General features: G+C 36.3%; 25 protein-coding genes. 17 read left to right on the plus strand and 8 right to left on the minus strand.

Features of this window, described 5'->3' with window-relative positions; translation table 11 throughout:
* The first annotated feature begins 488 nt into the window (after positions 1-488).
* Positions 489-3,269, plus strand: a complete 2,781-nt coding sequence (locus GQ46_RS13420; RefSeq protein WP_044403008.1) for an outer membrane beta-barrel protein — start codon at positions 489-491, stop codon at positions 3,267-3,269.
* Here the strand turns inward: GQ46_RS13420 and GQ46_RS13425 are convergent.
* From GQ46_RS13425 to GQ46_RS13450, 6 genes are all read right to left on the minus strand, one after another.
* A complete protein-coding gene (locus tag GQ46_RS13425; RefSeq protein ID WP_052503484.1) occupies positions 3,266-3,739 on the minus strand; it encodes a YgcG family protein in 474 nt (157 codons plus the stop codon). The two genes, GQ46_RS13420 and GQ46_RS13425, sit on opposite strands and share 4 nt — an antisense overlap.
* Before the next feature lie 78 nt (positions 3,740-3,817).
* The gene (locus tag GQ46_RS13430) at positions 3,818-4,684 is read right to left on the minus strand and encodes a YgcG family protein (protein ID WP_052503485.1); all 867 of its coding nucleotides are present in this window, start codon (positions 4,682-4,684) and stop codon (positions 3,818-3,820) included.
* A complete protein-coding gene (locus GQ46_RS13435) occupies positions 4,681-5,124 on the minus strand; it encodes a TPM domain-containing protein (RefSeq protein WP_044403011.1) in 444 nt (147 codons plus the stop codon). The genes GQ46_RS13430 and GQ46_RS13435 overlap by 4 nt, the downstream gene beginning before the upstream one ends.
* Before the next feature lies 1 nt (position 5,125).
* Complete coding sequence (locus GQ46_RS13440; protein WP_044403013.1) at positions 5,126-5,713, minus strand: LemA family protein; 588 nt, start codon at positions 5,711-5,713, stop codon at positions 5,126-5,128.
* 12 nt (positions 5,714-5,725) lie between these two features.
* Positions 5,726-6,055 carry a MerR family transcriptional regulator gene (locus tag GQ46_RS13445; protein WP_044403016.1) on the minus strand — a complete coding sequence of 110 codons (330 nt, stop codon included), beginning with the start codon at positions 6,053-6,055 and terminating at the stop codon, positions 5,726-5,728.
* On the minus strand, positions 6,055-7,026 hold the full coding sequence (locus GQ46_RS13450; protein WP_044403019.1) for a M23 family metallopeptidase: 972 nt from the start codon (positions 7,024-7,026) through the stop codon (positions 6,055-6,057). Before GQ46_RS13450 ends, GQ46_RS13445 begins: the two co-directional genes overlap by 1 nt.
* Before the next feature lie 221 nt (positions 7,027-7,247).
* Here GQ46_RS13450 and alaS point away from each other — a divergent pair, with 221 nt between their 5' ends.
* From alaS to GQ46_RS13465, 3 genes are all read left to right on the plus strand, one after another.
* Positions 7,248-9,875 carry an alanine--tRNA ligase gene (alaS, locus tag GQ46_RS13455; RefSeq protein WP_044403021.1) on the plus strand — a complete coding sequence of 876 codons (2,628 nt, stop codon included), beginning with the start codon at positions 7,248-7,250 and terminating at the stop codon, positions 9,873-9,875.
* Between the two features lie 37 nt (positions 9,876-9,912).
* Entirely contained in the window at positions 9,913-10,878 is a 966-nt protein-coding gene (locus tag GQ46_RS13460; protein WP_044403024.1) for a GSCFA domain-containing protein, read from the plus strand.
* Positions 10,879-11,106: 228 nt separating this feature from the next.
* Positions 11,107-11,721 carry a DUF4230 domain-containing protein gene (locus tag GQ46_RS13465; protein WP_044403027.1) on the plus strand — a complete coding sequence of 205 codons (615 nt, stop codon included), beginning with the start codon at positions 11,107-11,109 and terminating at the stop codon, positions 11,719-11,721.
* On the opposite strand, the gene GQ46_RS13470 is transcribed toward GQ46_RS13465, so the two are convergent.
* A complete protein-coding gene (locus GQ46_RS13470) occupies positions 11,716-12,018 on the minus strand; it encodes a rhodanese-like domain-containing protein (RefSeq protein ID WP_044403030.1) in 303 nt (100 codons plus the stop codon). The two genes, GQ46_RS13465 and GQ46_RS13470, sit on opposite strands and share 6 nt — an antisense overlap.
* Before the next feature lie 4 nt (positions 12,019-12,022).
* Positions 12,023-13,786, minus strand: a complete 1,764-nt coding sequence (locus tag GQ46_RS13475; RefSeq protein ID WP_044403033.1) for an aromatic amino acid hydroxylase — start codon at positions 13,784-13,786, stop codon at positions 12,023-12,025.
* 108 nt (positions 13,787-13,894) lie between these two features.
* Between GQ46_RS13475 and GQ46_RS13480 the strand changes: the two genes are divergently transcribed.
* The 13 genes from GQ46_RS13480 (at position 13,895) to paaZ (ending at position 26,493) form a co-directional block, all read left to right on the plus strand.
* Positions 13,895-14,464 (plus strand): TetR/AcrR family transcriptional regulator, encoded by a 570-nt coding sequence (locus GQ46_RS13480; protein WP_044403036.1) that lies wholly within the window; start codon positions 13,895-13,897, stop codon positions 14,462-14,464.
* Between the two features lie 134 nt (positions 14,465-14,598).
* Positions 14,599-15,672 (plus strand): 2Fe-2S iron-sulfur cluster-binding protein, encoded by a 1,074-nt coding sequence (locus GQ46_RS13485; protein WP_044403039.1) that lies wholly within the window; start codon positions 14,599-14,601, stop codon positions 15,670-15,672.
* 82 nt (positions 15,673-15,754) lie between these two features.
* Positions 15,755-16,711, plus strand: coding sequence for a 1,2-phenylacetyl-CoA epoxidase subunit PaaA (paaA, locus tag GQ46_RS13490; protein WP_044403042.1), 957 nt, complete (start codon positions 15,755-15,757; stop codon positions 16,709-16,711).
* A 170-nt stretch (positions 16,712-16,881) separates the two neighbouring features.
* Positions 16,882-17,166, plus strand: coding sequence for a 1,2-phenylacetyl-CoA epoxidase subunit PaaB (paaB, locus tag GQ46_RS13495; RefSeq protein WP_044405085.1), 285 nt, complete (start codon positions 16,882-16,884; stop codon positions 17,164-17,166).
* Positions 17,167-17,287: 121 nt separating this feature from the next.
* A complete protein-coding gene (paaC, locus tag GQ46_RS13500) occupies positions 17,288-18,040 on the plus strand; it encodes a 1,2-phenylacetyl-CoA epoxidase subunit PaaC (RefSeq protein WP_044403044.1) in 753 nt (250 codons plus the stop codon).
* Positions 18,041-18,187: 147 nt separating this feature from the next.
* Entirely contained in the window at positions 18,188-18,688 is a 501-nt protein-coding gene (gene paaD, locus GQ46_RS13505) for a 1,2-phenylacetyl-CoA epoxidase subunit PaaD (protein ID WP_044403045.1), read from the plus strand.
* 95 nt (positions 18,689-18,783) lie between these two features.
* Complete coding sequence (locus tag GQ46_RS13510; protein WP_044403047.1) at positions 18,784-19,566, plus strand: enoyl-CoA hydratase-related protein; 783 nt, start codon at positions 18,784-18,786, stop codon at positions 19,564-19,566.
* A gap of 93 nt (positions 19,567-19,659) precedes the next feature.
* A complete protein-coding gene (locus GQ46_RS13515; protein ID WP_044405087.1) occupies positions 19,660-20,835 on the plus strand; it encodes a 3-hydroxyacyl-CoA dehydrogenase NAD-binding domain-containing protein in 1,176 nt (391 codons plus the stop codon).
* Between the two features lie 9 nt (positions 20,836-20,844).
* Positions 20,845-21,168 carry a four helix bundle protein gene (locus GQ46_RS13520; RefSeq protein ID WP_044403050.1) on the plus strand — a complete coding sequence of 108 codons (324 nt, stop codon included), beginning with the start codon at positions 20,845-20,847 and terminating at the stop codon, positions 21,166-21,168.
* Positions 21,169-21,228: 60 nt separating this feature from the next.
* Complete coding sequence (locus GQ46_RS13525) at positions 21,229-21,660, plus strand: hotdog fold thioesterase (RefSeq protein WP_197077359.1); 432 nt, start codon at positions 21,229-21,231, stop codon at positions 21,658-21,660.
* An 11-nt stretch (positions 21,661-21,671) separates the two neighbouring features.
* Positions 21,672-22,532, plus strand: a complete 861-nt coding sequence (locus GQ46_RS13530; protein ID WP_044405095.1) for a neutral zinc metallopeptidase — start codon at positions 21,672-21,674, stop codon at positions 22,530-22,532.
* Positions 22,533-22,634: 102 nt separating this feature from the next.
* Positions 22,635-23,849, plus strand: a complete 1,215-nt coding sequence (gene pcaF / locus GQ46_RS13535) for a 3-oxoadipyl-CoA thiolase (protein ID WP_044403054.1) — start codon at positions 22,635-22,637, stop codon at positions 23,847-23,849.
* Between the two features lie 145 nt (positions 23,850-23,994).
* Positions 23,995-26,493, plus strand: a complete 2,499-nt coding sequence (gene paaZ / locus GQ46_RS13540; RefSeq protein WP_044403057.1) for a phenylacetic acid degradation bifunctional protein PaaZ — start codon at positions 23,995-23,997, stop codon at positions 26,491-26,493.
* Positions 26,494-26,498 lie beyond the last annotated feature (5 nt).

The raw sequence follows: 26,498 nt of genomic DNA on the forward strand, positions 1-26,498 counted from the left end.
GAGTTTTTTTTTAATAGCATGAGTATTGTAAGAACACAATACTCATGCTATTGTTTTAAAGGGCAGGTGGGCAATCAAGAAGTAGTCATAAAAGCACTTGTTTTTATGCACCATAAATTAGTAATAATAGTCCTGGTTTTTATAGCAACTGTTTTTATAGGACCGCTCAAAAAAAATCCACCTTCTATGGTTACAAATCAAGCTGGCGATTATTGTCTGGGAAGCGTGATTCAAATTTGTGAGGGCAATACTCTATCATAAGAACCTAGGGGTGTAACATATAATGGCTAAAATTCACCAGCTTCAAGGTATTGATTTACCATTTTTCTAAATAGGAGATAGCCTATTAAACGTCACTTTACCTCAAAACGTAATTAATAATAATCCTATAAATTTTATAATTATTTTAAAAAAAGCGTGGGTTTGAGAACCTATTTTCGTTCTTTTATAAAATACGCTAGACTAAGACTTCAAATTAACCCACTATTATGCGCCAATTATTATTTTTCGTTACGCTTTTATGTATTTCCTTATCCTTTTCTCAAGTTAAAGAATTCAAAGTAACTGGTAAATTAATAGATGAGGTGGATAAGGTGCCACTTGAAGCAGCAACGGTTTATGTACAGCGCGTAAAAGATAGTTCATTAGTGACTTACACAATTTCTGATAGAACGGGCGTATTTTCTTTAGCAGGTGAAACAGGAGATGAATACTTAAATCTATTTGTTTCGTATGTTGGTTATAAAACCTATTTCAAAAAATTAAAAATAGATGAGACTGAAATTAATCTCGAGACTCTTCCATTAGAAATAAATTCAAATGTGTTGGGTGAAGTTATATTGCAATCTACAGCGCCAGTAACGATTAAGAAAGATACTTTAGAATTTAATGTAAGTTCCTTTAAAACCCGTAAAGATGCGAACGTTGAAGATTTGTTAAAAGAATTACCCGGTGTTGAAATAAATGCAGAAGGCAAGATTACAATAAATGGTAAAGAGGTGAATAAAATTTTGGTAAATGGAAAGCCATTTTTCGGAAATGATCCTACTATTACAACAAAGAATCTAACCAAAGACATTATTGAAAAAGTTCAAATTGTTGATACTAAAACAAAATCTGAAGCTTTTACAGGTGAAGTTGGAGATAAAGAAAATAAGACCATTAATTTAACGATTAAAGAAGAAAACAATAAAGGTGTTTTTGGGCGGGTCTCTGCAGGAGCAGGAACCAACGAACGCTATGAGTTTGCTGGCATGTTAAACGTGTTTGATAATGACCAACGTGTAAGTCTTCTGGCTGGAGGTAATAATACAAATTCCCCTGGATTTAGTTTTGGAGAAATTTCTGAAATGTTTGGAAGAGGCGGCGGAATGAATTTTAATAGTAATGGGTCTTTTTCAATTGGAGGACGTTCGTTTGGTGCCGGGCAGGGGATTACAACTTCTGAAAATGCAGGTGTTAATTATGCCGATAAAATAGGTGAAGTTACAGACGTTTCAGGCGACTACTTCTATGCGTCAAGTAATTCAGAAAACGAAGCGTCTTCTCAACGGGAAACCATATTATCAGATGCTCGTTTTTTTACCAATTCCAAATCGCAGTCAACTAATGATACCGAGAGCCATCAAGCCAATGTAGAGTTTCAGATAGAGATTGATTCCACATTGCAAATAAATATAGAGCCGTCATTTAGCTATTCAAAATCAAACACCATTTTTAATAATAATATTGAAACTTTAGACGAAGCACGTATGTTAACAAATCAATCGTCTGTGGGGTCTAATGTTGAGAGTTTTGCTAAAGAATTCACGAACGAAATAAACTTAACCAAACGTTTTGGGAGTAAAGGTTCTTTTTTACGTTTAGAATTAAAAAACAACACGAGTCATGATGAAAAGGAAGATTTTTTAAATTCTGTTACCGAAATCTTTGGTACATCTCCTGAAACCATAAATAGAGATCAACTCACCATTGGTGATAATGCAAGAAACGGATTAAACTCTGAAATAACCTACCGTTTACCTATAGTTGCAAATAAATTATTCCTTAATTTTGAGTATGAATATGCCTTAAATGAAAATGAAAATAGACAAAGTACATTCGATTTTAATACTACAGAACAAACATTTACAGACTTCAATACCGAGTTAAGCACAGATTTTGAGTATACAGATTCGCAGGTTACCCCAGGAATAGGTTTGACTTACAGAGGTGAAAAATGGTCTACTCGTTTTAACCTTAGTTATAATTTTAGAACACTAAAAAACGAAGATTTATTAAGACCTCAATTTAATGTAGAACGTGATTTTAAAAATATTCAAATGCGTTACAACCTGAACTACATGTTTAGTCCAAAATCTTCAATATACATGGGCTATAGGTTGAGTAATGACACGCCGCCCTTAAGGCAGTTACAGGCTTTTGCAGATGTTTCTAATCCTTTAAATACGGTTACTGGAAACTCTGATTTAGTCCCATCGAACAGGCATTTGTTGTATGCTGGCTATAATGGTTTCGATTGGCAAAAACGAACAGGCGTTTATGTAAATATCAATGCAAATGTTACTAACAATCAAATAGTATCAAAATCTATTGTTGATCCTGAAACCTTAAAACGAACAACCACTTATGTTAATGTTAATGGTAATTATAACTATAGTGTTTCTGGGAATTATACCAAAAATTTTAAAATAGATTCACTTAGAAATATTAAGGTGAATGTAGGCGGATCATCTAGTTTTGCTAAAACCATCAACTTTAATAATGATGTAAAATACGCTAGTAATGTTAGCTCATTAACACCAAACGTTGGGGTCGATTTTATATGGGATAAGGTCTTTGAATTTAAGCCCTATTATAGAGTGACTTTTACCAATAACGCCTATGACATTAATGCGTTTGAAGACAGAAAATTTACAAGGCATGCAGCTGGTGTAAGAACGGCTACTTTTATGCCTAAAAATCTAGAATGGCGTAACGATATTAGTTTTAATTATAACCCCGATGTTGCAGAGGGTTTTCAAAATAGTGCATGGTTTTGGAATGCTACACTGGCGTATTCTGTGTTAAAAGATCAAGGTGCAATAACTTTAAAAGTATATGATTTGTTAAATCAAAATACGAATGCAGTTCGTAATGCTACACAAGATTATATTGAAGATTCTCAAAGTACTGTTTTAAGGCAATACTTCATGTTAAGCCTGAGCTGGAAGTTTAATAGTCTAGGCTCTAAAGGTGAAAGTAATGGCGGCAGTATGCGATTCCATTAATTCCACTTCACAAAAAGAGAATCTAATGCATTATCAATTCCCTCAAAATAAAGCGCGTTTTTAAACTTAGGAATTAGTGTAGTACTTATAATAGCTTGAGCAATAGAATCAGTAATTATTTTTTCTGTGCCGTAACCAGTGGCGATAGCAATTCTTCTATCGTAATTAGAAATGAGTATTAATAGACCATTGGATTTATCTTCAGTTCCAACTCCAAGTGTATTAGCTATTGTTGTTGCCTTATCTAACATATTTTCATTGTTAGGAAGCGAATCTATAGTATAAATACAAATTTGATTGCTTGTTTTTTGTTCGTAAGCAATTATTTTTTCTGTAAGCTTTTCTATTGCTATTTCATCAAATAAATTGCTGTAGTCTTGAACAACTGCTTGAGAAAGGGCCATTTTTGAATTCTCGTTTTTACAAGCAAAACAAAGAAAAACGACAAGTAAGATTAAAAGGTTTTTCATTTTAAACTAAAAGAATAAAACGGTTTGTGTGATTTATTTTGCTAGAGTAAGCACTAAGAAATGTGATTTAAAACCGTATCACCAACTGCCTGAGGCACCACCGCCGCCAAAACCGCCTCCGCCAAAACCACCACCAAATCCGCCGCCACTAGAACCGCCTCCAAAACTTCCAGAACCACTGCTATAGCTACCGCGTCCTATACTACTCAAAATAATTGCTTGTAAAATGCTTTCAGCAGTAGAATTCTGTCTAAAACCACGACCATTATTACCGCCGCCACCTCTCTTTTTCGAAATAGAAATAAGAATAATAATAAAAACAATAAATAGGAAAAAGAGGAATCCAAATGGAAAGGTATTTCCGCTATTAGATGGCTTACTGCCTTTGTATTCGCCTTGCATGACTTCAAAAACGGCATCTGCACCGCGATTGAGTCCTCCATAATAATCATTTTGCTTGAAGTAGGGGATGATATCACGCTCAATAATGCGACGAGACATAGCATCAGTCATTAAGTGTTCTGTACCATAACCTGTACTGATATTTATTTTTCTATCGTCTTTGGCGAGAAGAATAAAGATGCCATTGTCTTTATCTTTATCTCCAATTCCCCATTTATCGGCCCATTGGGTCCCTAAATAGTTGATGTATTCGCCATTGGTAGAATTAATAATGGCGACTACAATTTGTGTTGAGGTTGTGTCAGAGTATTTAATAAGTTTATTCTCAAGGGTCTGCTTTTGTGTTTTAGAAAGCAGATTAATATAATCATAAACACTGGTTTGCCCTCCAGCTGCTTTTGAAGGTTTCTCTGGAATGTTATACTGTGCAAAAGAAAAATGACCAATTAAAAAGAAACCACCAAATAATAAAATGAGTGCCGTTTTTTTTAGTCCAAGTAAACATTGAAAAGGACGACTACGACTGAAGACCCTTGTTTTCATCCTTTTGATATGGTGTTAGGTAATTCGTCTGTATCTGTGGCTTTGTATGGAAAATAAGTTTTCAATTGTTGTCCAGCTGATAAAATACCATCAACCAAACCTTGTTTAAAATGCCCTTGTTTAAAATGTGCTTGGATGGTGTTTTTCGTTTCATCCCAAAAAGTGTCAGAAACTACAGCATTAATACCTTTGTCTCCATATATAGCAAAAGTTTTATCTTGAATAGCAACGTAAATTAAAACGGCATTATGCAATTCGGTATTATGCATTTTTAAAATAGAAAAAACGTCTAATACACGGGTATCAATTGGTGTATTAGAAGTATTCTCAATATGTACCCTAATTTCACCAGAGGTATGGCTTTCTGCTTTACGTATGGCAGTTAAAACCGCTTGTTCTTCAGTAGGCGTTAAAAATGTTTCAACAGGATTCTGTGTCATTTTATTGGAAATCAAACTCAACGTCAGGTGCTTTCTCACTACCTTCATCAGATTCAAAATAGACTCTTTTATCAAAGCCAAATAGACCAGCTAATAAATTATTTGGAAATTTCCGAATGTGTTCGTTATAAGGCTTTACTGCCATGTTAAAACGATTTCTGGCAACCATAATTCGGTTTTCAGTACCTTCTAATTGCGACTGTAATTCTAAGAAATTCTGGTTTGCTTTTAATTCAGGATAACGTTCAACGGTAACCAAAAGTCTTGATAGCGCGCTCGATACATTACCTTGTGCTTTGTTAAACTCTTGTAATTGCTCTGGAGTGATATTCGAGGGGTCTATAGTTACAGCTGTGGCTTGTGCTCTTGCTTTAATAACAGATTCTAAGGTCCCTTTTTCAAAATCTGCTGCACCTTGAACGGTCTTTACTAAGTTACCAATAAGATCATTTCTTCTCTGATATGAGCTCTCTACTTGTCCCCAGGCTTCATTTACAGCTTCATCTAGCCTAATCGTTGAGTTGTATACTTTCATTCCAAACAACGCAAAAAGAAATACTAATAATATAGGTACAATCCATTTTTTCATAATAGGTAATTTTTATAGTTGATCTTTTAATTTTATAAGTTCTGCTTTCACACCTTCTAATTTACTAATAATTTCAAAATTAGTAAGGCTTTTCTTTTTTTCTTCTTTTAAATGTGTTTTTGCACCTTCTAAAGTAAAGCCACGTTCTTTGACTAAATGGTAGATAAACTTGAGATTATTTATATCTTCGGGTGTGAACTTGCGGTTGCCTTTGGCATTTTTTTTAGGCTTTAAAACATCAAATTCTTTTTCCCAAAAACGTATTAATGACGTATTAACATCGAAAGCTTTAGCAACTTCACCAATGGCATAATACCGTTTTTCTGGAAGTTCGATTTGCATTAATCTAAAGATTGATTTTCTATAGATGAACGGTCCAATAACTTACTAAACTCTTCAGCGGTTAAACTGCCGTAATAGAAGTTTATAGGATTTATGCGATCACCATCTTTAAAAATTTCGTAATGCAAATGTGGTGCTTCAGAGCGCCCTGTGCTACCAACAAACCCAATGAGATCACCACGTTTTACTTTTTGGTTTTTACCTACATTGTATTTGTAAAGGTGGGCATACAAGGATATGTAACCATAGCCATGATCAATACGTATGTGGTTTCCATAGCCAGTTGAGTTACTATCTGCACGTAAAACAACGCCATCACCTGCTGCATAAATTGGGGTTCCACGAGGAGCGGTAAAGTCCATGCCCCAATGCATTTTTCTAGTCTTATTAAAGGGGTCTGTTCGCATGCCGTAACCTGAGGCCATTCGTGTTAAATCCTCATTAGTAACGGGTTGTATGGCAGGAATAGAGGCCAGTAATTTCTCTTTTTCTTTAGCTAAAATGGCGATTTCATCCAAAGATTTAGATTGTACTACGATACGTTTTTGTAGTATATCAATACGTTTATTACTCTCAATTATGAGTTTTGAATTATCAAAACCTTCAAAGGTTCTGTATCTGTTTATTCCGCCAAATCCAGCTTTACGCTGTTCTTCAGGAATAGGGTTTGACTCAAAATACAAACGATAAATATTGTTATCACGATCTTCTACATTGGTCAACACAGCTTCAGCTTCCTCCATTTTTTTATTAAGCAGCTCAAACTGTAACTCCATATTACTTAACTCCCGCTTCAAGGCTTTTTCTTTAGGTGATTCTAAAAACTGACTGGCTATAAAAACGGCAAGCATCGCAAACAGAGCTGTGGAGAATAAGAACGCAATTAGGTATTTAAACGTACGGCGTTTTTTTCGTGTTATCTTTCGATACGACAACGTATCTGAATCATAATAATATTTTACCTTACTCATTATCTAATTTATACTATTTTTGCAGTTAAATGTAGCTTAAAAAAGTAGCGACATGAACAAAAAACGTAAAACAAATATATAAATTGTTTTTTAACGCTCAATATTAGCTGAAACAAGATTATAAACAATACGCTATCAAATGCACCAGAACAATGACGTTAATCTTAACTAAAATGTTCACAGGTGAATGTCATCTGATACTAAAAATAAAAAAATAATAAATGAAATCTCAAGATATTCGCTCAACATTTTTAAGTTTTTTTGAAAATAAGCAACACAGCATCGTTCCTTCTGCGCCAATGGTACTAAAGGATGACCCTACTTTAATGTTTGTAAATTCAGGAATGGCACCATTTAAGGAATTCTTTTTGGGTAATGCCGAACCAAAAAATAATCGCTTAACAGACTCTCAAAAATGCTTAAGAGTTTCAGGGAAACATAACGATTTAGAGGAGGTTGGTTATGATACCTACCACCATACATTATTCGAAATGTTAGGAAATTGGTCTTTTGGTGATTATTTTAAAACCGAAGCAATCGCTTGGGCCTGGGAATTACTAACGGAGGTCTATAAAATTGACAAAGATATTCTTTATGTTAGTGTTTTTGAGGGGAGTGATGATGCCGATAAGCTTGAAATGGATGATGAAGCTTATAATATATGGAAACAGTACATCAGTGAAGATCGCATTTTAAAAGGAAATAAAAAAGATAATTTCTGGGAAATGGGAGAGCAGGGCCCTTGCGGACCTTGTAGTGAAATTCACGTCGATATTCGTACTCCAGAAGAAAAAGCTAAGGTTCCTGGAAAGGATTTGGTGAATATGGATCATCCACAAGTGGTGGAAGTTTGGAATTTAGTATTCATGCAATACAATCGAAAAGCAGATGGTTCTCTTGAAAACCTACCCAATAAACACATCGATACTGGAATGGGCTTTGAACGCTTGTGTATGGTCTTACAGGATGTGAAATCTAACTATGACACCGATGTTTTCACCCCTATTATTCGTGAGGTTGAAACCATTACAGATAAACAGTACGGCGCTTCTGGGGCTTCGGGAGAGAAAATAGATATCGCCATTCGTGTGATTTGTGATCATGTGCGTGCAGTAGCATTTTCTATTGCCGATGGACAATTGCCAAGTAATACAGGGGCAGGTTATGTGATTAGAAGAATTTTACGTCGGGCAGTACGTTATGGTTTTACCTTTTTAGATAAAAAAGAACCCTTTATTTACAGATTAGTTGATGTTTTGGCTAAGAAGATGGGAACGGCATTTCCAGAATTAAAGACACAAAAGCAATTGATTGAAAATGTAATTAAAGAAGAGGAAGCGTCTTTTTTAAGAACTTTAGATCAAGGGTTGTTGTTATTGGACCGCATTGTAGAAACAACAAAAGGGAAAGAAGTTTTAGGTGCTAAGGTTTTTGAATTAAAAGATACCTACGGTTTCCCTGAAGATTTAACAGATCTTATTCTTCGTGAAAAAGGATATACTTATAATGTAGAAGCATTTAATGCTGAGCTTGAAAAACAAAAAAGTCGTGGTAGAGAATCTTCTGCCTTAAAATCTGATGATTGGACTGTTTTAATTGAAGATGCCGAACAAGAATTTGTAGGCTATGATACATTAGAATCTAATGTAAAAATTACCAGGTATAGAAAAGTAACCTCTAAAAAGGACGGTGAAATGTATCAATTGGTTTTTAATTTAACACCTTTTTATGCAGAAGGTGGCGGACAGGTAGGCGATAAAGGTTATTTGGAAGATGTGCGTGGTGATGTGGTATATATTTTGGATACTAAGAAAGAAAATAATGTGGTCATCCATTTTACTAAAAATTTACCAAAACATTTAAATGAAACTTTAAAAGCCGTTGTAGATTCTAAACAACGTCATAGAACAGAATGTAATCACACAGCAACACACTTATTGCATCAAGGATTGCGTGAGGTTTTAGGAGCGCATGTTGAGCAAAAGGGGAGTGCTGTGCATTCAAAATATTTGCGTTTTGATTTTTCTCATTTTTCGAGAGTGACTGCTGAACAGTTGCAGGAAGTAGAAGATTTTGTCAATGCAAGAATTGAAGGCAAATTACCTTTAGAAGAACACAGAAGTGTACCTGTGGAGCAAGCACTTGCAGATGGGGCTATGGCTTTATTTGGTGAAAAGTACGGAGATGCTGTGCGTACCGTTCGTTTTGGCCAATCTATGGAGTTGTGTGGAGGTACCCATGTTAATAATACGGGTGATATTTGGCATTTTAAGATCGTGTCTGAAGGTGCAGTAGCAGCTGGAATTAGACGTATTGAAGCCATAACTAATGATGCCGTAAAAGACTTTTATTCTGAAACCAGTACGGCCTTTTCTGAAATAAAAGCCTTACTTAATAATGCTCAAAACCCAAAAGAAGCGGTACTAAAGCTTCAAAATGAGAATAGCGATTTAAAAAAACATATCGAAGATTTACTTAAAGACAAAGCTAAAAATATGACAGGTGAATTGGCTAACAATTTAACCGAAATTAATGGGGTTCAGTTTTTAGCGCAAAAAGTTGATTTAGATGCTGGAGGTATAAAAGATGTGGCTTTCGATTTGGGAAGTAAGCATAAGAATTTATTTCTATTATTTGGTTCTGCGGTAGGAGATAAAGCCATGCTTACGTGTTATATTTCTAAAGAATTAGTAGCAGAACGCGATTTAAATGCAGGAACTGTTGTTAGAGAATTGGGGAAATTAATTCACGGCGGCGGCGGCGGACAACCATTTTACGCAACAGCAGGCGGAAAACATCCGGCAGGAATTGAGCAAGCTTTAAATCAGGCAAAACAATATGTTGAATAAACGGTAATGCCAATTCTGTGAAAGCAGGAGTTTAGTTATGAAACTACAAACCGAAATACCGCTAAAGACGCAAGTGCATAATCAAATGGATTATAACGCTAAGCTCTTGTTATTGGGCTCGTGTTTTTCGGAGAATATTGGTGAGAAGTTTAACTATTTTAAATTTCAAAGTGTTTCCAATCCATTCGGTATTTTATTTCATCCGAAAGCGATTGAAACACTAATGCTTAAAGCAAGGAACCAAATAGAGTACACTGAGAATGATGTTTTTTTTCATAACGAACGCTGGCATTGCTACGATGCGCATTCAAAATTAAGTGCTGTTTCAAAAGAGGTCTTATTGATAGATTTGAATTCAAATCTACAGTTGATAAATCAGCAAATTGCGGAAGCAACACATGTTATTATTACGCTTGGTACAGCTTGGGTTTACGATTTAGTTGAAAATAATCAAACGGTCGCTAATTGCCATAAAATGCCTCAAAAGCAATTCAATAAAAAATTACTCTCTGTTACAGAAATCGTAAGTAGTTTAAAAACAATAGCAGCAGTCATTAAAGCTGTAAATAAGAAAGTAACACTCATTTTAACCGTCTCGCCAGTACGGCATATTAAAGATGGCTTTGTAGAGAATACGCTAAGTAAAGCACATTTAATAAGTGCCATTCACCAATTCGTCAATCAAAATCCTACAAGCGATACGCTTCAATTGGCTTATTTTCCATCTTATGAAATCATGTTTGACGAACTGCGTGAGTATCGTTTTTATAAAGCAGATATGTTACATCCTAACGCAACGGCTATAGAATATATCTGGCAAAAGTTTCAGAAGGTATGGATGGATTCAAAAACGGTTTCGGTAATGAAAGAGGTAGAAGATATTCAAAGAGGATTGGCCCATAAACCATTTAATAAAGCGTCTCATGCACATCAGTTATTTCTAAAAAACATAAATAAGAAGCAAAAAGAATTACAGTTGCGATTCCCAGATATTAATTTTTAAATAATATTGTAAGATATCACTTATAAAAAACAACGTTTAACTAACTTAATGTTATTTGGTCGATAATTAGTAAGGTATGTTAATTTATAGTTTATCTTTATAGTGCTATTAATCATTTCTATATTTAAAACAACAGGAACGCGATTGTTATGGTTTTTTTACACCCGTTCCTGGTGTTTTTTCTTTCCTATTTTTATAATAGTCCACTATTTTCTGTACATTTAGAATATGAGAAAAATACTTTTTGGTGTCATTATAACACTGGTCATTCTTTTTGCTTTTAAACACTGTGGAAATAAAAATAAAGACAAAATTACACTGCAGGAAAATTCAGCTTTAATTCAGGAATCGCTTAAGAATGTTGGTAAGTTGGTAGTTACAGAAGGGCATTTTAGTCAAGTCTTTACTTACAATAATTCAAAAGCCATTTTTACAAGTTATATTTCTGCTGAAAAAAAAGCATTAGTAGTCGTTAACGCAGACGTAACTGTAGCTTACGATTTAAGTAAAATTGAATATAAGATTGATGAGCTTAGTAAGACTTTAACAATTTTAAGTATACCAAAAGAAGAAATAAAAATTAGCCCAGATTTTGAATACTACGATGTGCAAGCCGATTTTTTAAACCCCTTTGAAGCAAAAGATTATAATGCGATTAAGAAAACAGTGAACGCGGCTTTAATGAAAAAAATAGAAGCCTCAGAATTAAAATCGAATGCTAAAAACAGATTGATTAGTGAACTTTCAAAATTCTATATTCTTACAAATTCTTTGGGTTGGACATTACGCTATAACGAAACGCCAATTACAGAATTAAATACACTTCAAGATATAAAGTTATAAACGGGATAGTTTAATCCAGCCACCGCCATTAGTGGCTTCAATATTGTTTAAATTTAAGAATTTAGCAGCTTTAGCAGAGCGTGCACCACTTTCGCAACAAGTAATAATAGGTTTTTTTAATTTTTTCACTTCGTCAACACGTGTATTCAAATCCTTTAAAGGAATATGCATGGCGTTTTCAAGATGGCCATTTTCCCACTCACGTTGCGTTCTAACATCAAGAATTATGGCGCCATTGTCTAAAAATTCTTGGACTTGACGCTTTTTTGTGCCAAAAATAAATTCTAAAAATCCCATAATGTTATATTGTTATTTGTTTTTCTATTAGTTCTAAACCGTCATCAATTAAATGTGCGACCTTAGGTTTGTTGGTCTTTATGTCTTCTAAGTGTGTGGTAATTGCTGTTTTTAAATTGTCGTTGCTATTAAGAGTCGCAAGTTCCAAAAGTTCTAAAGATAACAACCAATCTTCAGAATGCTTCGTTTTTAAGCTGTTAAATATAGATAGCAAGGTGTCATCATCGTCCGTTTTATGGCCTCTTAATGCGCTTACCTGTGCGTAAAGAGATTCCAATGCCAAAGTCTTCTCGTTTTTCTCTTGTTTAATTGTTGTTGTAGAAGAAATGTGATATAAGTTATTGAAAGATCTAAAATCTGCCGACCCAGCAAACGCAGATGTTATGGAGGAACCAACGGCTAATCTAAACACACCTTGGTTTGGAGAGAATAGAATGCGTTCCTTATACGTAACGGTGCAATCTTCAAACTCAATAAGTATGAGTTTGCCATAAATATTTCGTATTCCAGTGATATTTAACCCTTCAATAGTAATACCACTTTCATATTCAAAAGCAATACGCTTACCGTCGTAAAAATTATAAGCTTTGAGATCGCGTGGTCCCATATTTTCAATAGCCAGACTAATCCCCTTTAGCTTACCAATAGGTGAGCTAATACCATTGGGATTCGCTTCTGTACCATGACCTATCAACTCTTTGTCTCTATTTGCCAACGCCGTTGGGCCTTCTGTTTTAAAGAAAACCACGTTGTTATCTTCGTCTGTAATCATTTCAGTGAAGATACCAGAAACCTGTAACCCAGTATTTAGTTCTATACTGCCTATTTTTTTAGAATCTATAAGCTTTTGTAAGCCTCTAAAACCCCCTTTCCGCAAGGCCATGGTGTTTGAAAACTCATCTAAAACTTGCATTAAGTAAGCAAAATCTGGCGTTACAAATAGTTGAGGTTGCGGTTTTGTGATATCAAATTCAATTTCAGCAGCATCAATGCTGTATAAGCGTTTTTCCACTTTGTCTGTCATGCACCATTTGCTTTCTCCAATAGAGGATAATAATCCAGCACCGTAAATTTTAGGGTTGTCTACAGTTCCTATCAGCCCGTACTCAACAGTCCACCAATGTAAATTTCTAATTTTTGCCATTTCAGAAAGTGGTACTTTTTTATTTTGAAGTGTGTTCACTAGTGCTTCAGCAGCATCAATGTCTTCTTGGGTAGAGCTCGCAGCCTCTTTTACAATTGATAATGTTCTTACAGATTCATAAATAGCATTGTCATGAGAAGATAATATGGCTTTTGCACCAACTTCGCCAAAACGTCTCAGGTATTCCGCATAATCGGGATTTGCAATTATGGGAGCATGCCCAGCCGCTTCATGTATAATGTCTGGAGCTGGCGTGTATTCCATATTTTCTAACTGGCGAATGTCACTAGCAATAACCAACACTTTATAGGCCTGAAATTCCATAAAGGCATTTGGAGGAATAAAACCATCCACGGCAACAGCGGCCCAACCAATATCTTTAAGAATACGATTCATGCCATACATACTAGGTATCGAATCTATAGATATGCCAGTTGCCTTTAAGCCATTAGTATAAGATTCATGTGCAACTTTGCTCAAATAAGAAACATTTTTACGCATTACATACCGCCACACCGCTTGGTTTACTGGGGAGTAGTCCTCATAATTTTGAGGTTTGATAAATTGCTTTAAATGTGGCGGAAGCCTATCAATTAAGGGGTTAGTTTCTATATTTATATTCATTTTTTTTCTAAAATAGCGGGTAAGTTGTAGTAACAAAGTTATGAATTCTTAGGCAACCGTAAAGATTGTTTTTTCTAGTATAAATTGAATCTGTATATTAGTCATCTTATGAAGTTCGAAACTAGAAAACAACAAATTATAAAAACGGCAGCTAAGCTTTTTAAAAAAAAGGGCTATAGTGCTGTTACCATGCGCGATTTAGCAACCGAAATGGGTATTAAAGCGGCCAGCCTTTATAATCACATTAGCTCTAAACAGGAAATCTTAAAAATTATCATTATTTCTTTAGCAGAAGAATTTACTATTGAAATGAATAACATTAGAACTTCAGAAGGGACAAGTTTGGACAAATTAAATAAAATTGTGACCCTGCATATAAAAACGGCTAGTGAGAATACCTACGAAATGGCAGCATTAAATAACGATTGGATGCACTTAGAAGAGCAACGGGATTATTATTTGAAATTGCGTGATGTATATGAAGAGAATTTCAGAAATATCATTAAATCAGGAATAGCTAACCAAGAATTAAAGGAGGAGAACGTAGAAGTCATGCTCTTTTCTATGTTATCTACTTTGCGTTCCCTTTACCTTTGGATTCCTAAAAAAGAAGACTTGAACATAGAAGAATTGAAAACAAGCCTCAGTAATGTTCTAATCCACGGATTTAACAAATAGGAATATAAAATATTTTGTATCTTTGCTTTTCAAACTAACAGGCGTTAGTTTGTTTCCTGCAAGGTTTTAATAACCATGGAGGTATATTAAAACTTAAGCAGTAAATTAAAAGACACCTGTTTTGCAGGCACCAGATGGCAGAGTTTCATAACATAAAAGTTGCAGATATTTATAAGGAAACAGAGGACACTTCGGTGGTTACTTTCGAGATTCCTTCAGAATTACATAGCGTATTTAAATTCAGACAAGGTCAGCATTTGACCTTAAAAAAAGACTTAGGTGGTGAAGACGTGCGTCGTTCCTATTCTTTGTGTTCCAGTCCTATGGATAAACAATGGAAAGTTGCCGTAAAGCAAATTCCAGGGGGTAAATTTTCAACTTACGTAAATGAAGAGTTACAGACGGGTGATGCGTTGGAAGTGATGGCTCCCAGCGGCATGTTTGGCGTTCCTGTTCAGTCTGAGAAAGCAAAGAACTATTTGTTTTTTGCTGCCGGAAGTGGAATAACACCAGTATTATCTATGGTAAAAACACATCTGGCGGAAGAACCAAATGCAACATGTAAGCTTTTTTATGTAAATAAAACAGCAAAATCCATTATCTTTAAGGAAGAACTAGAGCAACTTAGGAATAAATACTTTGGAAGATTTGAAATCTATTATTTCTTAACCAAAGAGCGTCGGGATATCGCGTTGCTAAATGGCAGATTTGATGATGATAAAATGACGGTGCTTACAAAAACGTTTATTGATATTCCTGATACGAGTGAAGTCTTCCTTTGTGGTCCAGAGCAGATGGTTAATTTTGTAAGTAATTATTTAATAACTGCAGGACTTCCAAAAGAGTTAATACATTTTGAGTTGTTTGTTACTGGGCTTTCAGAAGAAGATATTAAACGTGCAGAACGCCTATCGAAGCAAAATGTAGAAGGCACAAAGATAACTATCGTAGATGGTGGAAAAGAATTTGCTTTTACAATGACTAAAGAATATGACAATATTTTAGATGCTGCTTTAGGTGCTGGTGCCGATTTACCATTTGCGTGTAAAGGTGGTGTTTGTAGTACTTGCAAATGTGAAGTAGTAGAAGGTAAAGTAGAAATGAAAGTCAATTACGCACTAGATGAAAAAGAAGTGAGTCAAAACTTGGTGTTAAGTTGTCAAGCAGTACCCACAACAGAAAGCGTAGTTGTTAATTTTGATGTATAGAGGAGTTGTAATGCAACGTCTCAAGGTGGTACATCGTGTAAAGGCAATGTAGCGTCTGTAATAGCAAAAAAATATAAAGATTATGAGTGAAGAACAAATAAAGAGTTTAGAAAAACAATTCGAGGCGCGTATTGCTCGTGATGAAAAAATTGAACCTAAGGATTGGATGCCAGAGAAATATCGTAAAACGCATATTAGACAAATGTCGCAGCATGCACATTCTGAAATTGTGGGTATGCTACCAGAAGGCAACTGGATCACCAGAGCACCATCTTTAAGAAGAAAAGTAGCCTTATTGGCTAAAGTGCAGGATGAAGCAGGGCATGGTTTATACCTTTACAGTGCGTGTGAAACTTTAGGTATTTCACGGGAAGAAATGTACGAGCAGCTACACACAGGAAAAGCAAAATATTCAAGTATTTTTAACTACCCAACAGTAACATGGGCAGATATGGGAGCCATTGGCTGGTTAGTTGATGGCGCAGCGATTATTAATCAGGTGCCTTTATGTAATACTTCTTATGGACCTTATGCGAGAGCCATGATTCGTGTGTGTAAGGAAGAAAGCTTTCACCAACGTCAAGGTTATGAAATCATGATTAAATTGGCGAACGGGACAGCAGAACAAAAAGAAATGGCGCAAGATGCTTTAAACCGCTGGTGGTGGCCAAGTCTAATGATGTTAGGGCCAACAGATGCAGAGTCTATTCATACAGAGCAATCGATGAAATGGAAGCTAAAACGTAAGTCTAACGACGACTTACGTCAGCAATTTATAGATCAAACCGTGCCTCAGGCAGATTTAATAGGTTTGACGATTCCAGACCCAGATTTAAAATGGAATGAGGAACGCCAGAGCTATGATTTTGGTGAGATTAACTGGGATGAATTCTGGCAAGTGGTAAAAGGTCATGGGCCCTGTAATAAAGAAAGAATGAAAGCTCGAGTGGGAGCATGGGAAGAAGGCGAATGGGTGAGAGATGCGGCCATGGCTTACGCAGAGAAAAACGCAGAGCGAAAAGAAAAACAAGCAGTATAATTATCCCGTAAGTTTTTAGTTACGAAAAGTTTACTGTAGATATTAAATAAAATAGAAAATCGATTTAACTGCTTCAATTTTTAAAAGAGTTTTTTAAAAAAGAAAGAGTTTAACATCGAGATAAACACAATAAAATTCCGGCGTTCGCAGGAATGACAAAAAAGGCAATTATGAAAAAAAACTGGCCACTTTGGGAAGTCTTCGTTAGAAGTAAAAATGGATTAGAGCATAGACACTTTGGTAGTCTGCATGCTGCAGATGAGGAAATGGCTCTGGAAAATGCACGTGATGTCTATACAAGAAGAAATGAAGGGGTGAGTATTTGGGTTGTGGAATCAAAGCATATTACAGCTTCAAATCCTGAAAATAACGGCGAATTATTTGAGCCTGCTCAAGATAAGGTATACCGTCATCCCACATTTTATGATTTACCAGACGAAGTAAAACACATGTAATTTGAGTTTTACTCAAATTACAATTCCTGAGAAATCGGAAACGCATAAATATAAATTAAATCACAAATAATACCTTCCCTTTTTTAGGGCAGGTGCCCGAAGGGCGGAAGGGTTAATAAACATGAAAAAAAAATTATACAAATACATCCTCGGTATTGCAGATAATTCTTTGATTCTCGGTCAAAGGCTAGGAGAAATAACAGGTCATGGTCCCAGTTTAGAAACGGATATTGCCTGTACAAACATTTCTTTAGATCTGTTTGGGCAAGTACGTAGTTACTATCAATATGCCGCTAAAATTGCCGGAGATGAAAGAAGTGAAGATGATATTGCAATGCTTCGTAAAGAGCGAGAATACTTAAATGTCCTTTTAGTAGAACAACCCAATACCGATTTTGCATATACCATGGCACGACAGTTTTTGTTTGATGTGTATCACTTTCTGTTGTTAACAGAATTACAAAAAAGTCATGACGTAACCCTGTCAGCTATTGCAAAAAAATCCATTAAAGAGGTGAGTTATCACCAGCGCTTTTCTTCAGATTGGATTAAGCGTTTAGGAGATGGCACTGATGAAAGTAAAACGAAAATGCAAACCGCCATTAATGATTTGTGGACCTATACCGATGAGTTATTCCATCAAACAGAAGCCGATAAAGCAATGGTTTCAGAAAACATTGGAGTAGATGTCACCCAACTGAAAGCGGCGTACTATTCAAAAGTAAATACGATATTAGCTGAGGCGACTTTAGACATTCCAGAATCAAAATGGTTTCAAAAGGGTGGAAAAGAAGGAATTCACACGGAACATATGGGGTATTTGTTAACCGAATTACAATACATGCAACGCACGTATCCAAATATGGAATGGTAATAGAATTTCCTTAAAATGAGGCGTCTCATAAAAATTCAGAAATGCTATTTACAATGGATTGCATAGCAAATTAACAAAAACAAATATATGTTGTTTGAAGAAAATTAGCGAGGTAAGTGCAAACGAAAAATCTGATTTCAATACAATATGATCACAACAGAACAAAATATAGACCAAAAACTAATTCCAATACTGGAAAAAGTTAGCGACCCAGAAATTCCGGTATTATCAATCATGGATATGGGTGTGGTGCGTTCTGCTGTTATAAAAAACAATAAGGTAAAAGTACAAATCACACCAACTTATAGTGGTTGTCCAGCAATGGATGTTATTGGTGATGATATCAAAGCAGCATTAAAAACGGCGGGATACGATGCTGAAATCGAATTGATTCTTTCGCCAGCTTGGACTACAGATTGGATTACGCCAAGAGGTAGAAAGGCATTGGAAGATTATGGTATCGCAGCACCTTTAGGTGCAGAAGCAGATAAAGATGTTCTGCTTAATGGAAAACGCATTGTAAAATGTACTAATTGTGGGTCTCAAAACACACGCTTGGTGAGTCAGTTTGGATCAACGGCTTGCAAAGCACAGTTTCAATGTGATGACTGCCAGGAGCCATTTGATTATTTTAAATGTTTAAAATAAAACGAATACCCTACAAGTTTCAAAAACGGTGTGGGTATAAAAATAAATACTAATCCTGTAAGATTTCAAAAACCTTACAGGCATCAATCAAAAATATGAATAAAAGCATTCAGCTTACAATAGAAAACAAAGTAGCAACCATTACGCTTAACAGACCAGAAGTATTCAACAGTTTCAATCGTGAAATGGCCTTTTTATTACAGGATACATTAGATGCTTGTGAAAAAAATGCAGACGTTAGAGCCATTGTTTTAACTGGAAACGGAAAAGCATTTTGTGCTGGTCAGGACTTAAAAGAAGTGACAAATCCAGAGTTAAATCCTGGATTTAAAAAAATATTAGAGGAGCATTACAATCCCATTATCACAAGAATTCGTGCGATTAAAAAACCAATTATTGCAGCCGTAAATGGTGTAGCGGCAGGCGCAGGGGCGAATATTGCGTTAGCCTGTGATATTATCGTAGCGCATGAAAAGGTGAGTTTTATACAGGCCTTTAGCCTCATTGGTTTAGTGCCAGATAGTGCTGGTACTTTCTTTTTACCACGACTTATCGGGTTTCAAAAGGCATTAGCTTTAGCGCTGTTAGGCGATAAAATTTCGGCAGAAGCAGCAGATAAAATGGGAATGATTTATAAATGTGTTCCAACAGAAGAATTTGAAACCACTATAAATAAATTAGCTATTAAACTAGCAAACATGCCTACTAAAGCATTAGGGCTTATTAAAGAATTATACAATCAGTCTATGACTAACGATTTAGAATCACAATTAGCCTTAGAATCTAAATTACAAATAGAAGCCGCACAAAGTGAGGATTATACAGAAGGCGTGGCTGCATTTGTTGAAAAAAGAAAACCAGAATTTAAAGGAAGATAAAAAAGGCTCCCTACAAGGGTTTTAAAACCTGACAGGTAGAGTAGTCAAACAAAAACTAAAAAAGTGCTTCCTTAGGGAAGACCGAAGATGGAAATGAACGTAGGAATCATAGGGAGTGGTACAATGGGAAGTGGCATCGCGCAGGTCGCAGCAACGTCTGGTTGTAAAGTAAAATTATACGATACCAATCAAGCCGCTTTAGACAGCGCAAAAACGGCCTTAGAAAAAATATTAAACCGACTAGTAGAAAAAGAAAGAATCGATACTGCTGAGAAATCAAGAATTCAAGACAATATCGCTTATGTTGATACTTTAAAGGGTTTAGCCGATTCAAACTTAACGATTGAAGCGATTGTTGAAAACCTGGACATCAAGAAAAAAGTGTTTTCAGAATTGGAGAATTATGTTGCTGAAGATTGTATTATCGCATCAAATACTTCGAGTTTGTCAATTGCATCCATTGCAGCATCACTTAAAAACCCGAAACGTTGCGTAGGCATTCATTTTTTCAACCCAGCACCTTTAATGAAGCTAGTCGAGGTTATTCCTGCCATTCAAACCTCATATGAAACATTAGAAAAGGCGATAGATACAATCTCAGGTTGGAACAAGGCAGTAGCTGTAGCCAAAGATACACCAGGTTTTATTGTTAATCGTGTTGCGCGCCCATTTTACGGCGAAGCGCTACGAATTTATGAAGAAGGTTTAGCAGATTTCGCAACCATTGATCACAGTTTAAAAACTTTAGGGGGGTTCCGTATGGGGCCATTTGAATTGATGGATTTTATAGGAAATGATGTTAATTATACGGTTACTGAAACCGTATTTGCCGCCTTCTACTTCGATCCAAGATACAAGCCAGCATTTACGCAAAAGCGCTTTGCAGAAGCGGGGTATTTAGGTCGTAAATCTGGAATAGGTTACTATGAATATAATGAAAACGGGAGACGTGTCACTGAGAGTGAAAGCGAAGCATCTCATGATAAGGCATTGGCAAGTCTGATTTTCAATCGCGTTTTAGTGATGTTAATCAATGAGGCAGCAGATGCGCTATTTTTAAACATTGCGTCAGCCAAAGATATTGATAATGCCATGACCAAAGGTGTTAATTATCCTAAAGGCTTGTTGGCCTGGGCAGACGAAAAAGGAATCGATTGGTGTGTTTCAAAAATGGATGAACTATATGATGAGTATCACGAAGACCGATACCGTTGCAGTCCATTATTGCGTAAAATGAATAAGAAAGGGATTAGGTTTTTTGAAAACTAGGTTTGAGGTATGAGGAAATCGAAGTATCATTTTAAATTTGAAGAGTTAGGGATATATTCCAAAGCAATGGAATTTGGAGAAGTAGTAAATAGTTTAGGGAATAAATTCCCAAAACAAGAACGTTTTGAATTGACTTCTCAATTTAAACGTGCAGCAGATTCAATAGCCTTAAATATTGCTGAAGGTTCAGCAGGAACTGATAAGCAATTTCACTATTATTTAGGAAATGCATGGTATAGTGCTCACGAATGTATTTCGTGTAGTTCGAAAGCTCAAATGAGAAACTATATTTCTGTTGAAGAAGATGAAGAAAATCGCAGATTAATAACTTAATTATCTAAAATGATAACTTCCTTGAGAAATAAGATTTTACAAAGAATCAAATAAATAGAAATGTCAGCAAAAAGCAAACCTATAGCCCCACACCTCATACCAAAGCGAATGCTTTCGCTTGATGCCTATAGCACTTGGTTGGGAATAGAGATTTTAGAATGCACCATCGGTCACTGTAAAGTAGCAATGACCATTAGAAAGGACATGCTCAACAGTATGAACAAAGCACATGGTGGTATTAGTTATTCTTTAGCAGATACCGCTTTCGGATTTGCAGCCAACACGCATGGTAAATATGCAGTGTCCATAGAAACGTCTATCAATCATATTGAAGCATTAAACGAAGGTGATTATATCGTAGCAGAATCTGTAATAGAAAAAGTAAATAATAAGTTAGGTTTTAATATTATTGAAGTCAAACGAGGAGACGAATTAGTAGCACTTTTTAAAGGTGTTGTCTATCGCACTCAAAAGGATTGGGAAGAAAATTAAATTCAGAAAATATGAAATGGCAAGGTAGAAGACAGAGTGGTAACGTTGAAGATCGACGTGGCATGAGTGGCAAAGGGAAACTGGCAGCAGGAGGAGGTCTTGTTGCTGTTGTAGTTATTCTTTTACAACTTTTTGGTGGTGAAACGGGTCAGCAATTAGCGCCTTTAATCGAGCAAGTCGGAAACAGTCAAACCACGCAACAAGTGGAGCAAAGAGCTTTGACTGCCGAAGAGCAAAAAATGGGAGATTTTATGGCAACTATTTTAGCGTATACTGAAGACACCTGGAGTCAGGTATTTAGAGAAAATAATTTAGGAACGTACCAAGAGCCAAAAATGGTTTTATTCACAGATGCTGTTTCTACCGGTTGTGGAAATGCTACCTCGGCATCCGGTCCTTTTTATTGTCCTGCAGGCCAAAAAGTGTATATGGATTTGGCTTTTTTTGAGGAGTTAAAAACACGTTTTGGTGCTAAAGGTGGTGATTTTGCTATCGCGTATGTCACCGCTCACGAAGTTGGACATCACGTTCAAACACTTTTAGGAACATCAAGTAAAGTGAGACAATTACAAGCGCAAACGAGCAAAACGGAGGCTAATAAATTATCTGTAGCCCAAGAGCTGCAAGCAGATTTCTATGCCGGACTTTGGGCGCATTATAATAAAGAATATTTAGAAGCTGGAGATATTGAAGAAGCCATGAGCGCGGCCAATGCCGTTGGTGATGACGCTATTCAAAAAAGAACTAGTGGAAGTGTTAATTCTGATAGCTTTACCCACGGCACATCACGGCAACGCATGCAATGGTTTATGAAAGGCTATGAAACTGGTGATATTAGAAATGGTGATACATTTTCAGCACTTATAAATTAAAATTAAAAGAGATCTATAATCCTACAAGGTTTTTAAATATTTAAGGGATAATAAGAAAGTAAAACAATAAGATTCGTGCCTTAGCGCGAATGACACAAACTTATGAAAGAAGCATATATAATAGACGGCATTAGAACGCCAATAGGAAATTACAAAGGCACATTATCGGCTGTTCGTACAGACGATTTAGGCGCATTAGTGATTGAAGAAATTGTAAAACGTAATCCAAGCATTCCAAAAGAGGCCTATGACGATGTTATTATGGGTTGTGCAAATCAAGCAGGAGAAGACAATCGTAATGTCGCTCGTATGTCATCATTGTTAGCAGGATTGCCATTTACAGTGCCAGGAGAAACCGTAAATCGCTTATGCAGTTCGGGATTATCGGCAATAATTCACGCCAATCGCGCTATAAAAGCTGGAGATGGAGACCTCTTTATTTCAGGAGGTGTTGAAAATATGACACGTGGTCCCTACGTTATGGCAAAACCATCATCGGCATTTGGAGGAGATTCAAAACTTTACGACTCTACATTTGGATGGCGTTTTATCAATCCGAGAATGCAACAACTTTATGGTACCGATGGCATGGGTAATACTGCCGAAAATTTAGTAGAGAAATATAATATCTCACGAGAAGATCAAGACAAGTTTGCTTATTGGAGCCAAATGAAAGCAGCCAAAGCACAAGAAAATGGACGCTTAGCAAAAGAAATTGTTACCGTTGAAATTCCGCAACGTAAAAAAGATCCCATTAAGTTTTCAAAAGACGAGTTTGTAAAACCAACAACTTCTTTAGAGATTTTAGGAAAATTACGAGCGGCCTTTAAAAAGGAGGGTGGCAGTGTCACTGCAGGAAATTCTTCAGGATTAAATGATGGCGCAGCAGCAACAATCATTGCTTCCGAAGCGGCCGTAAAAAAATATAATTTAAAACCATTAGCAAGAATAGTAAGTTCTGCTGTTGTTGGTGTAGAGCCAAGAATTATGGGCATTGGTCCGGTGGAAGCCTCAAACAAAGCATTAGCAAAAGCAGGGCTAACGATGGACGATATGGATATTATAGAATTAAACGAAGCCTTTGCAGCACAAGCATTAGCCTGCACACGAGCGTGGGGATTAGCAGATGATGATCCTAGATTAAATCCAAATGGAGGCGCCATAGCTATTGGTCATCCACTAGGTGTTACTGGAACAAGATTGGCCTATTCAGCAGCTTTAGAATTGAAAGAGCAAAACAAGCGTTATGCGTTAGTAACCATGTGTATTGGTGTCGGTCAAGGGTATGCGACTATTATTGAGAATGTAAATTTATAAAGATTTGTCATTCCTGTGTAGGCAGGAATCTACATCATAATAATTACAATGTCTCTTCGAGTGATTTGTGAAGCTTGAGCAAATGGTATCGAGAAGACACAAAACCAGAGTTTCGTTTTCACGAAAACGATAAATAAAATTATCGATGAACAAAATACAACATTATGTCCAGGGACAATGGACACAAGGGAAAGAAGAAGGTATGCCAATTCTGGATGCCGTTACAGGAGATGCTTTTACTAGCGTTGCTATTGAAGGGTTAGACATCCCTGAAATTCTTAATTATGGAAGAACAAAAGGTGGCGAAGTTCTTCGTAAAATGACCTTCCAGGAACGTGGGAACATGCTTAAAAGTTTAGCGTTATATCTCACTAAGCGTAAAGAACAGTTTTATGAATTAAGTTATAGAACGGGAGCAACTCGTGTGGATAGTTGGATTGATATAGAAGGGGGATTTGGAAACTTATTTGCCAATGCGTCTTTAAGAAAATTATTTCCTAACCAACCCTATCATGTGGAAGGAGAACCTATTGATCTTTCACGCGGAGGGCGCTTTATGGCGCATCATATTATGGTACCTAAAAAAGGTGTTGCAGTGCATATCAATGCTTTTAATTTTCCGGTTTGGGGGATGCTAGAAAAGTGCGCCGTTAATTGGATGGCTGGAGTGCCAGCAGTAGTTTTACCAGCGCCGTCATCATCCTATTTAGCTGAAGCCGTTGCTAAAGAGATCATCGCTTCAGGAATTCTACCTGAAGGCGCCCTGCAAATTATAAACGGAACCGTAAAAAATATTTTAGATACTGTAGAATCTCAAGATGTTGTAACCTTTACAGGTTCTGCGCAAACAGGTCGTTTATTAAAAGCGCATCCAAGACTCATTCAGGAATCTGTACCATTTACTATGGAAGCCGATTCTTTAAATGCCTCCATTTTAGGAGAAGATGCGGTGCCTGGAACACCAGAATTCGACTTGTTTATTAAGGAAGTTCGAAATGAAATGACCGCTAAGGCAGGACAAAAGTGTACTGCTATTAGACGTGTTATCGTTCCAGAAAATGTAGTAGAAGATGTTCAAATCGCACTAGGTAAAGCTTTAGACAAAGTGACTGTTGGAGATCCAAGACTCAAAGAGGTACGCATGGGGTCTTTAGTGAGTCATCAACAAGTGCAAGCGGTTAGAGATTCGGTAAACGATTTAGCAAAAGAAGCTCAAATTGTTTATGGTAATTTGGATGTCATTCAAACCATTGGAGCAGATGCAAAGAAAGGTGCTTTCATAAGCCCGATTTTATTGCGAGCAGACCATCCGTTTCAGAATACTGTTATTCATGAGCGTGAAGCTTTCGGGCCAGTAAGTACCATTATGCCCTATAAAAACTTAGATGAAGCCATTACGCTTGCACAAATGGGTAAGGGCTCTTTAGTATCATCTATTGCAACAAATGATGATAAAATTGCGAAAGACTATGTCATCAATGCAGCGAGTCACCACGGAAGAATATTAGTGCTTAATCGAGAAAGTGCTAAAGAAAGTACAGGTCATGGTTCTCCATTACCATACTTAGTTCATGGCGGTCCAGGACGTGCCGGAGGTGGTGAGGAAATGGGTGGTATGCGTGGTATTAAGCATTACTTACAGCGTACCGCTATTCAAGGGTCGCCAACAACGCTCACAGAAATTACAGGTATTTATCAGCAAAATGCAAAATATAAGGAAGCAGAACAGCATCCCTTTAAATACCATTGGGAGGATATTCAACCGGGCATGTCATTGAAGACGCATAAGCGGACTTTCACGGATACTGATATTATTAATTTTGCTAATTTAACTTGGGATCATTTCTATGCACATACAGATATTACCTCTTTAGACGGTAGTATTTTTGAGAAAAGAACAGCGCATGGTTATTTCATTATTTCGGCGGCAGCTGGATTATTTGTCTATCCAAATAAAGGACCTGTCGCTGCTAATTATGGACTAGAAGAGTGTCGTTTCTTACGTCCGTTATATCATAACGATACCGTATACGTACGATTAACTTGTAAACAAAAAGTAGATCGTGATGTGGCGTCTGCCGAGCATCCAAGTGGTATTGTAAAATGGTTCGTTGAGGTGTTTGATGCTGAAGATGAGTTGGTAGCGATTGCTACAATCTTAACGATGGTAGAGAAGAAGCAGGAAACTTTAGTTGAAATGACTGAAGTGAAAATTCAAGAGGCTTTATCAAAATTAACGGCTGAGGCTAAGCCTCATTGGGGAATCATGACACCGCAGCACATGATTGAGCATTTGGAACATACCTATAAAATTGCATCAGGTGAACTTCAGGATTTTGAAATAGCAACACCAGAAAAGATTTTAGAAAAGGTACATAATAGCCTTTATAATTATGAAAAATTCCCTAAAAATTCAAGGTTCCCATTGTTAGAAAAGGACACTTTGGATGTGTTAAAGCATCCTGATTTCCAGACTGCAGTGGAAAAGTTTATAGATCAAAGAGAAAAGTATAAGGTGTTTTTTAAAGAAAACCCAGAGGCTAAATTAAATAATATAGTTTTCGGCGAATTGAATAAATATGAGTGGTATTTATTGGAGCGAAAACATCTGAATCATCACTTTGAACAGTTTGGGCTTTTGTAAGTCCA

The sequence above is a fragment of the Lacinutrix sp. Hel_I_90 genome (genome assembly GCF_000934685.1).
GTDB lineage: Bacteria > Bacteroidota > Bacteroidia > Flavobacteriales > Flavobacteriaceae > Lacinutrix.

Bases quoted from the DNA above. Each gene is read 5' to 3' on its own strand.
- paaD (WP_044403045.1), top strand. From the start codon at position 18,188: ATGATCACAACAGAACAAAATATAGACCAAAAACTAATTCCAATACTG.
- GQ46_RS13440 (WP_044403013.1), bottom strand. From the start codon at position 5,713: ATGAAAAAATGGATTGTACCTATATTATTAGTATTTCTTTTTGCGTTG.
- paaA (WP_044403042.1), top strand. From the start codon at position 15,755: ATGAGTGAAGAACAAATAAAGAGTTTAGAAAAACAATTCGAGGCGCGT.
- GQ46_RS13450 (WP_044403019.1), bottom strand. From the start codon at position 7,026: ATGAGTAAGGTAAAATATTATTATGATTCAGATACGTTGTCGTATCGA.
- GQ46_RS13435 (WP_044403011.1), bottom strand. From the start codon at position 5,124: ATGACACAGAATCCTGTTGAAACATTTTTAACGCCTACTGAAGAACAA.
- GQ46_RS13470 (WP_044403030.1), bottom strand. From the start codon at position 12,018: ATGGGATTTTTAGAATTTATTTTTGGCACAAAAAAGCGTCAAGTCCAA.
- GQ46_RS13480 (WP_044403036.1), top strand. From the start codon at position 13,895: ATGAAGTTCGAAACTAGAAAACAACAAATTATAAAAACGGCAGCTAAG.
- paaC (WP_044403044.1), top strand. From the start codon at position 17,288: ATGAAAAAAAAATTATACAAATACATCCTCGGTATTGCAGATAATTCT.
- paaZ (WP_044403057.1), top strand. From the start codon at position 23,995: ATGAACAAAATACAACATTATGTCCAGGGACAATGGACACAAGGGAAA.
- GQ46_RS13475 (WP_044403033.1), bottom strand. From the start codon at position 13,786: ATGAATATAAATATAGAAACTAACCCCTTAATTGATAGGCTTCCGCCA.
- GQ46_RS13515 (WP_044405087.1), top strand. From the start codon at position 19,660: ATGAACGTAGGAATCATAGGGAGTGGTACAATGGGAAGTGGCATCGCG.
- GQ46_RS13510 (WP_044403047.1), top strand. From the start codon at position 18,784: ATGAATAAAAGCATTCAGCTTACAATAGAAAACAAAGTAGCAACCATT.
- alaS (WP_044403021.1), top strand. From the start codon at position 7,248: ATGAAATCTCAAGATATTCGCTCAACATTTTTAAGTTTTTTTGAAAAT.
- GQ46_RS13425 (WP_052503484.1), bottom strand. From the start codon at position 3,739: ATGAAAAACCTTTTAATCTTACTTGTCGTTTTTCTTTGTTTTGCTTGT.
- GQ46_RS13445 (WP_044403016.1), bottom strand. From the start codon at position 6,055: ATGCAAATCGAACTTCCAGAAAAACGGTATTATGCCATTGGTGAAGTT.
- GQ46_RS13530 (WP_044405095.1), top strand. From the start codon at position 21,672: ATGAAATGGCAAGGTAGAAGACAGAGTGGTAACGTTGAAGATCGACGT.
- GQ46_RS13520 (WP_044403050.1), top strand. From the start codon at position 20,845: ATGAGGAAATCGAAGTATCATTTTAAATTTGAAGAGTTAGGGATATAT.
- GQ46_RS13465 (WP_044403027.1), top strand. From the start codon at position 11,107: ATGAGAAAAATACTTTTTGGTGTCATTATAACACTGGTCATTCTTTTT.
- GQ46_RS13525 (WP_197077359.1), top strand. From the start codon at position 21,229: ATGTCAGCAAAAAGCAAACCTATAGCCCCACACCTCATACCAAAGCGA.
- GQ46_RS13430 (WP_052503485.1), bottom strand. From the start codon at position 4,684: ATGAAAACAAGGGTCTTCAGTCGTAGTCGTCCTTTTCAATGTTTACTT.
- paaB (WP_044405085.1), top strand. From the start codon at position 16,882: ATGAAAAAAAACTGGCCACTTTGGGAAGTCTTCGTTAGAAGTAAAAAT.
- pcaF (WP_044403054.1), top strand. From the start codon at position 22,635: ATGAAAGAAGCATATATAATAGACGGCATTAGAACGCCAATAGGAAAT.
- GQ46_RS13485 (WP_044403039.1), top strand. From the start codon at position 14,599: ATGGCAGAGTTTCATAACATAAAAGTTGCAGATATTTATAAGGAAACA.
- GQ46_RS13420 (WP_044403008.1), top strand. From the start codon at position 489: ATGCGCCAATTATTATTTTTCGTTACGCTTTTATGTATTTCCTTATCC.
- GQ46_RS13460 (WP_044403024.1), top strand. From the start codon at position 9,913: ATGAAACTACAAACCGAAATACCGCTAAAGACGCAAGTGCATAATCAA.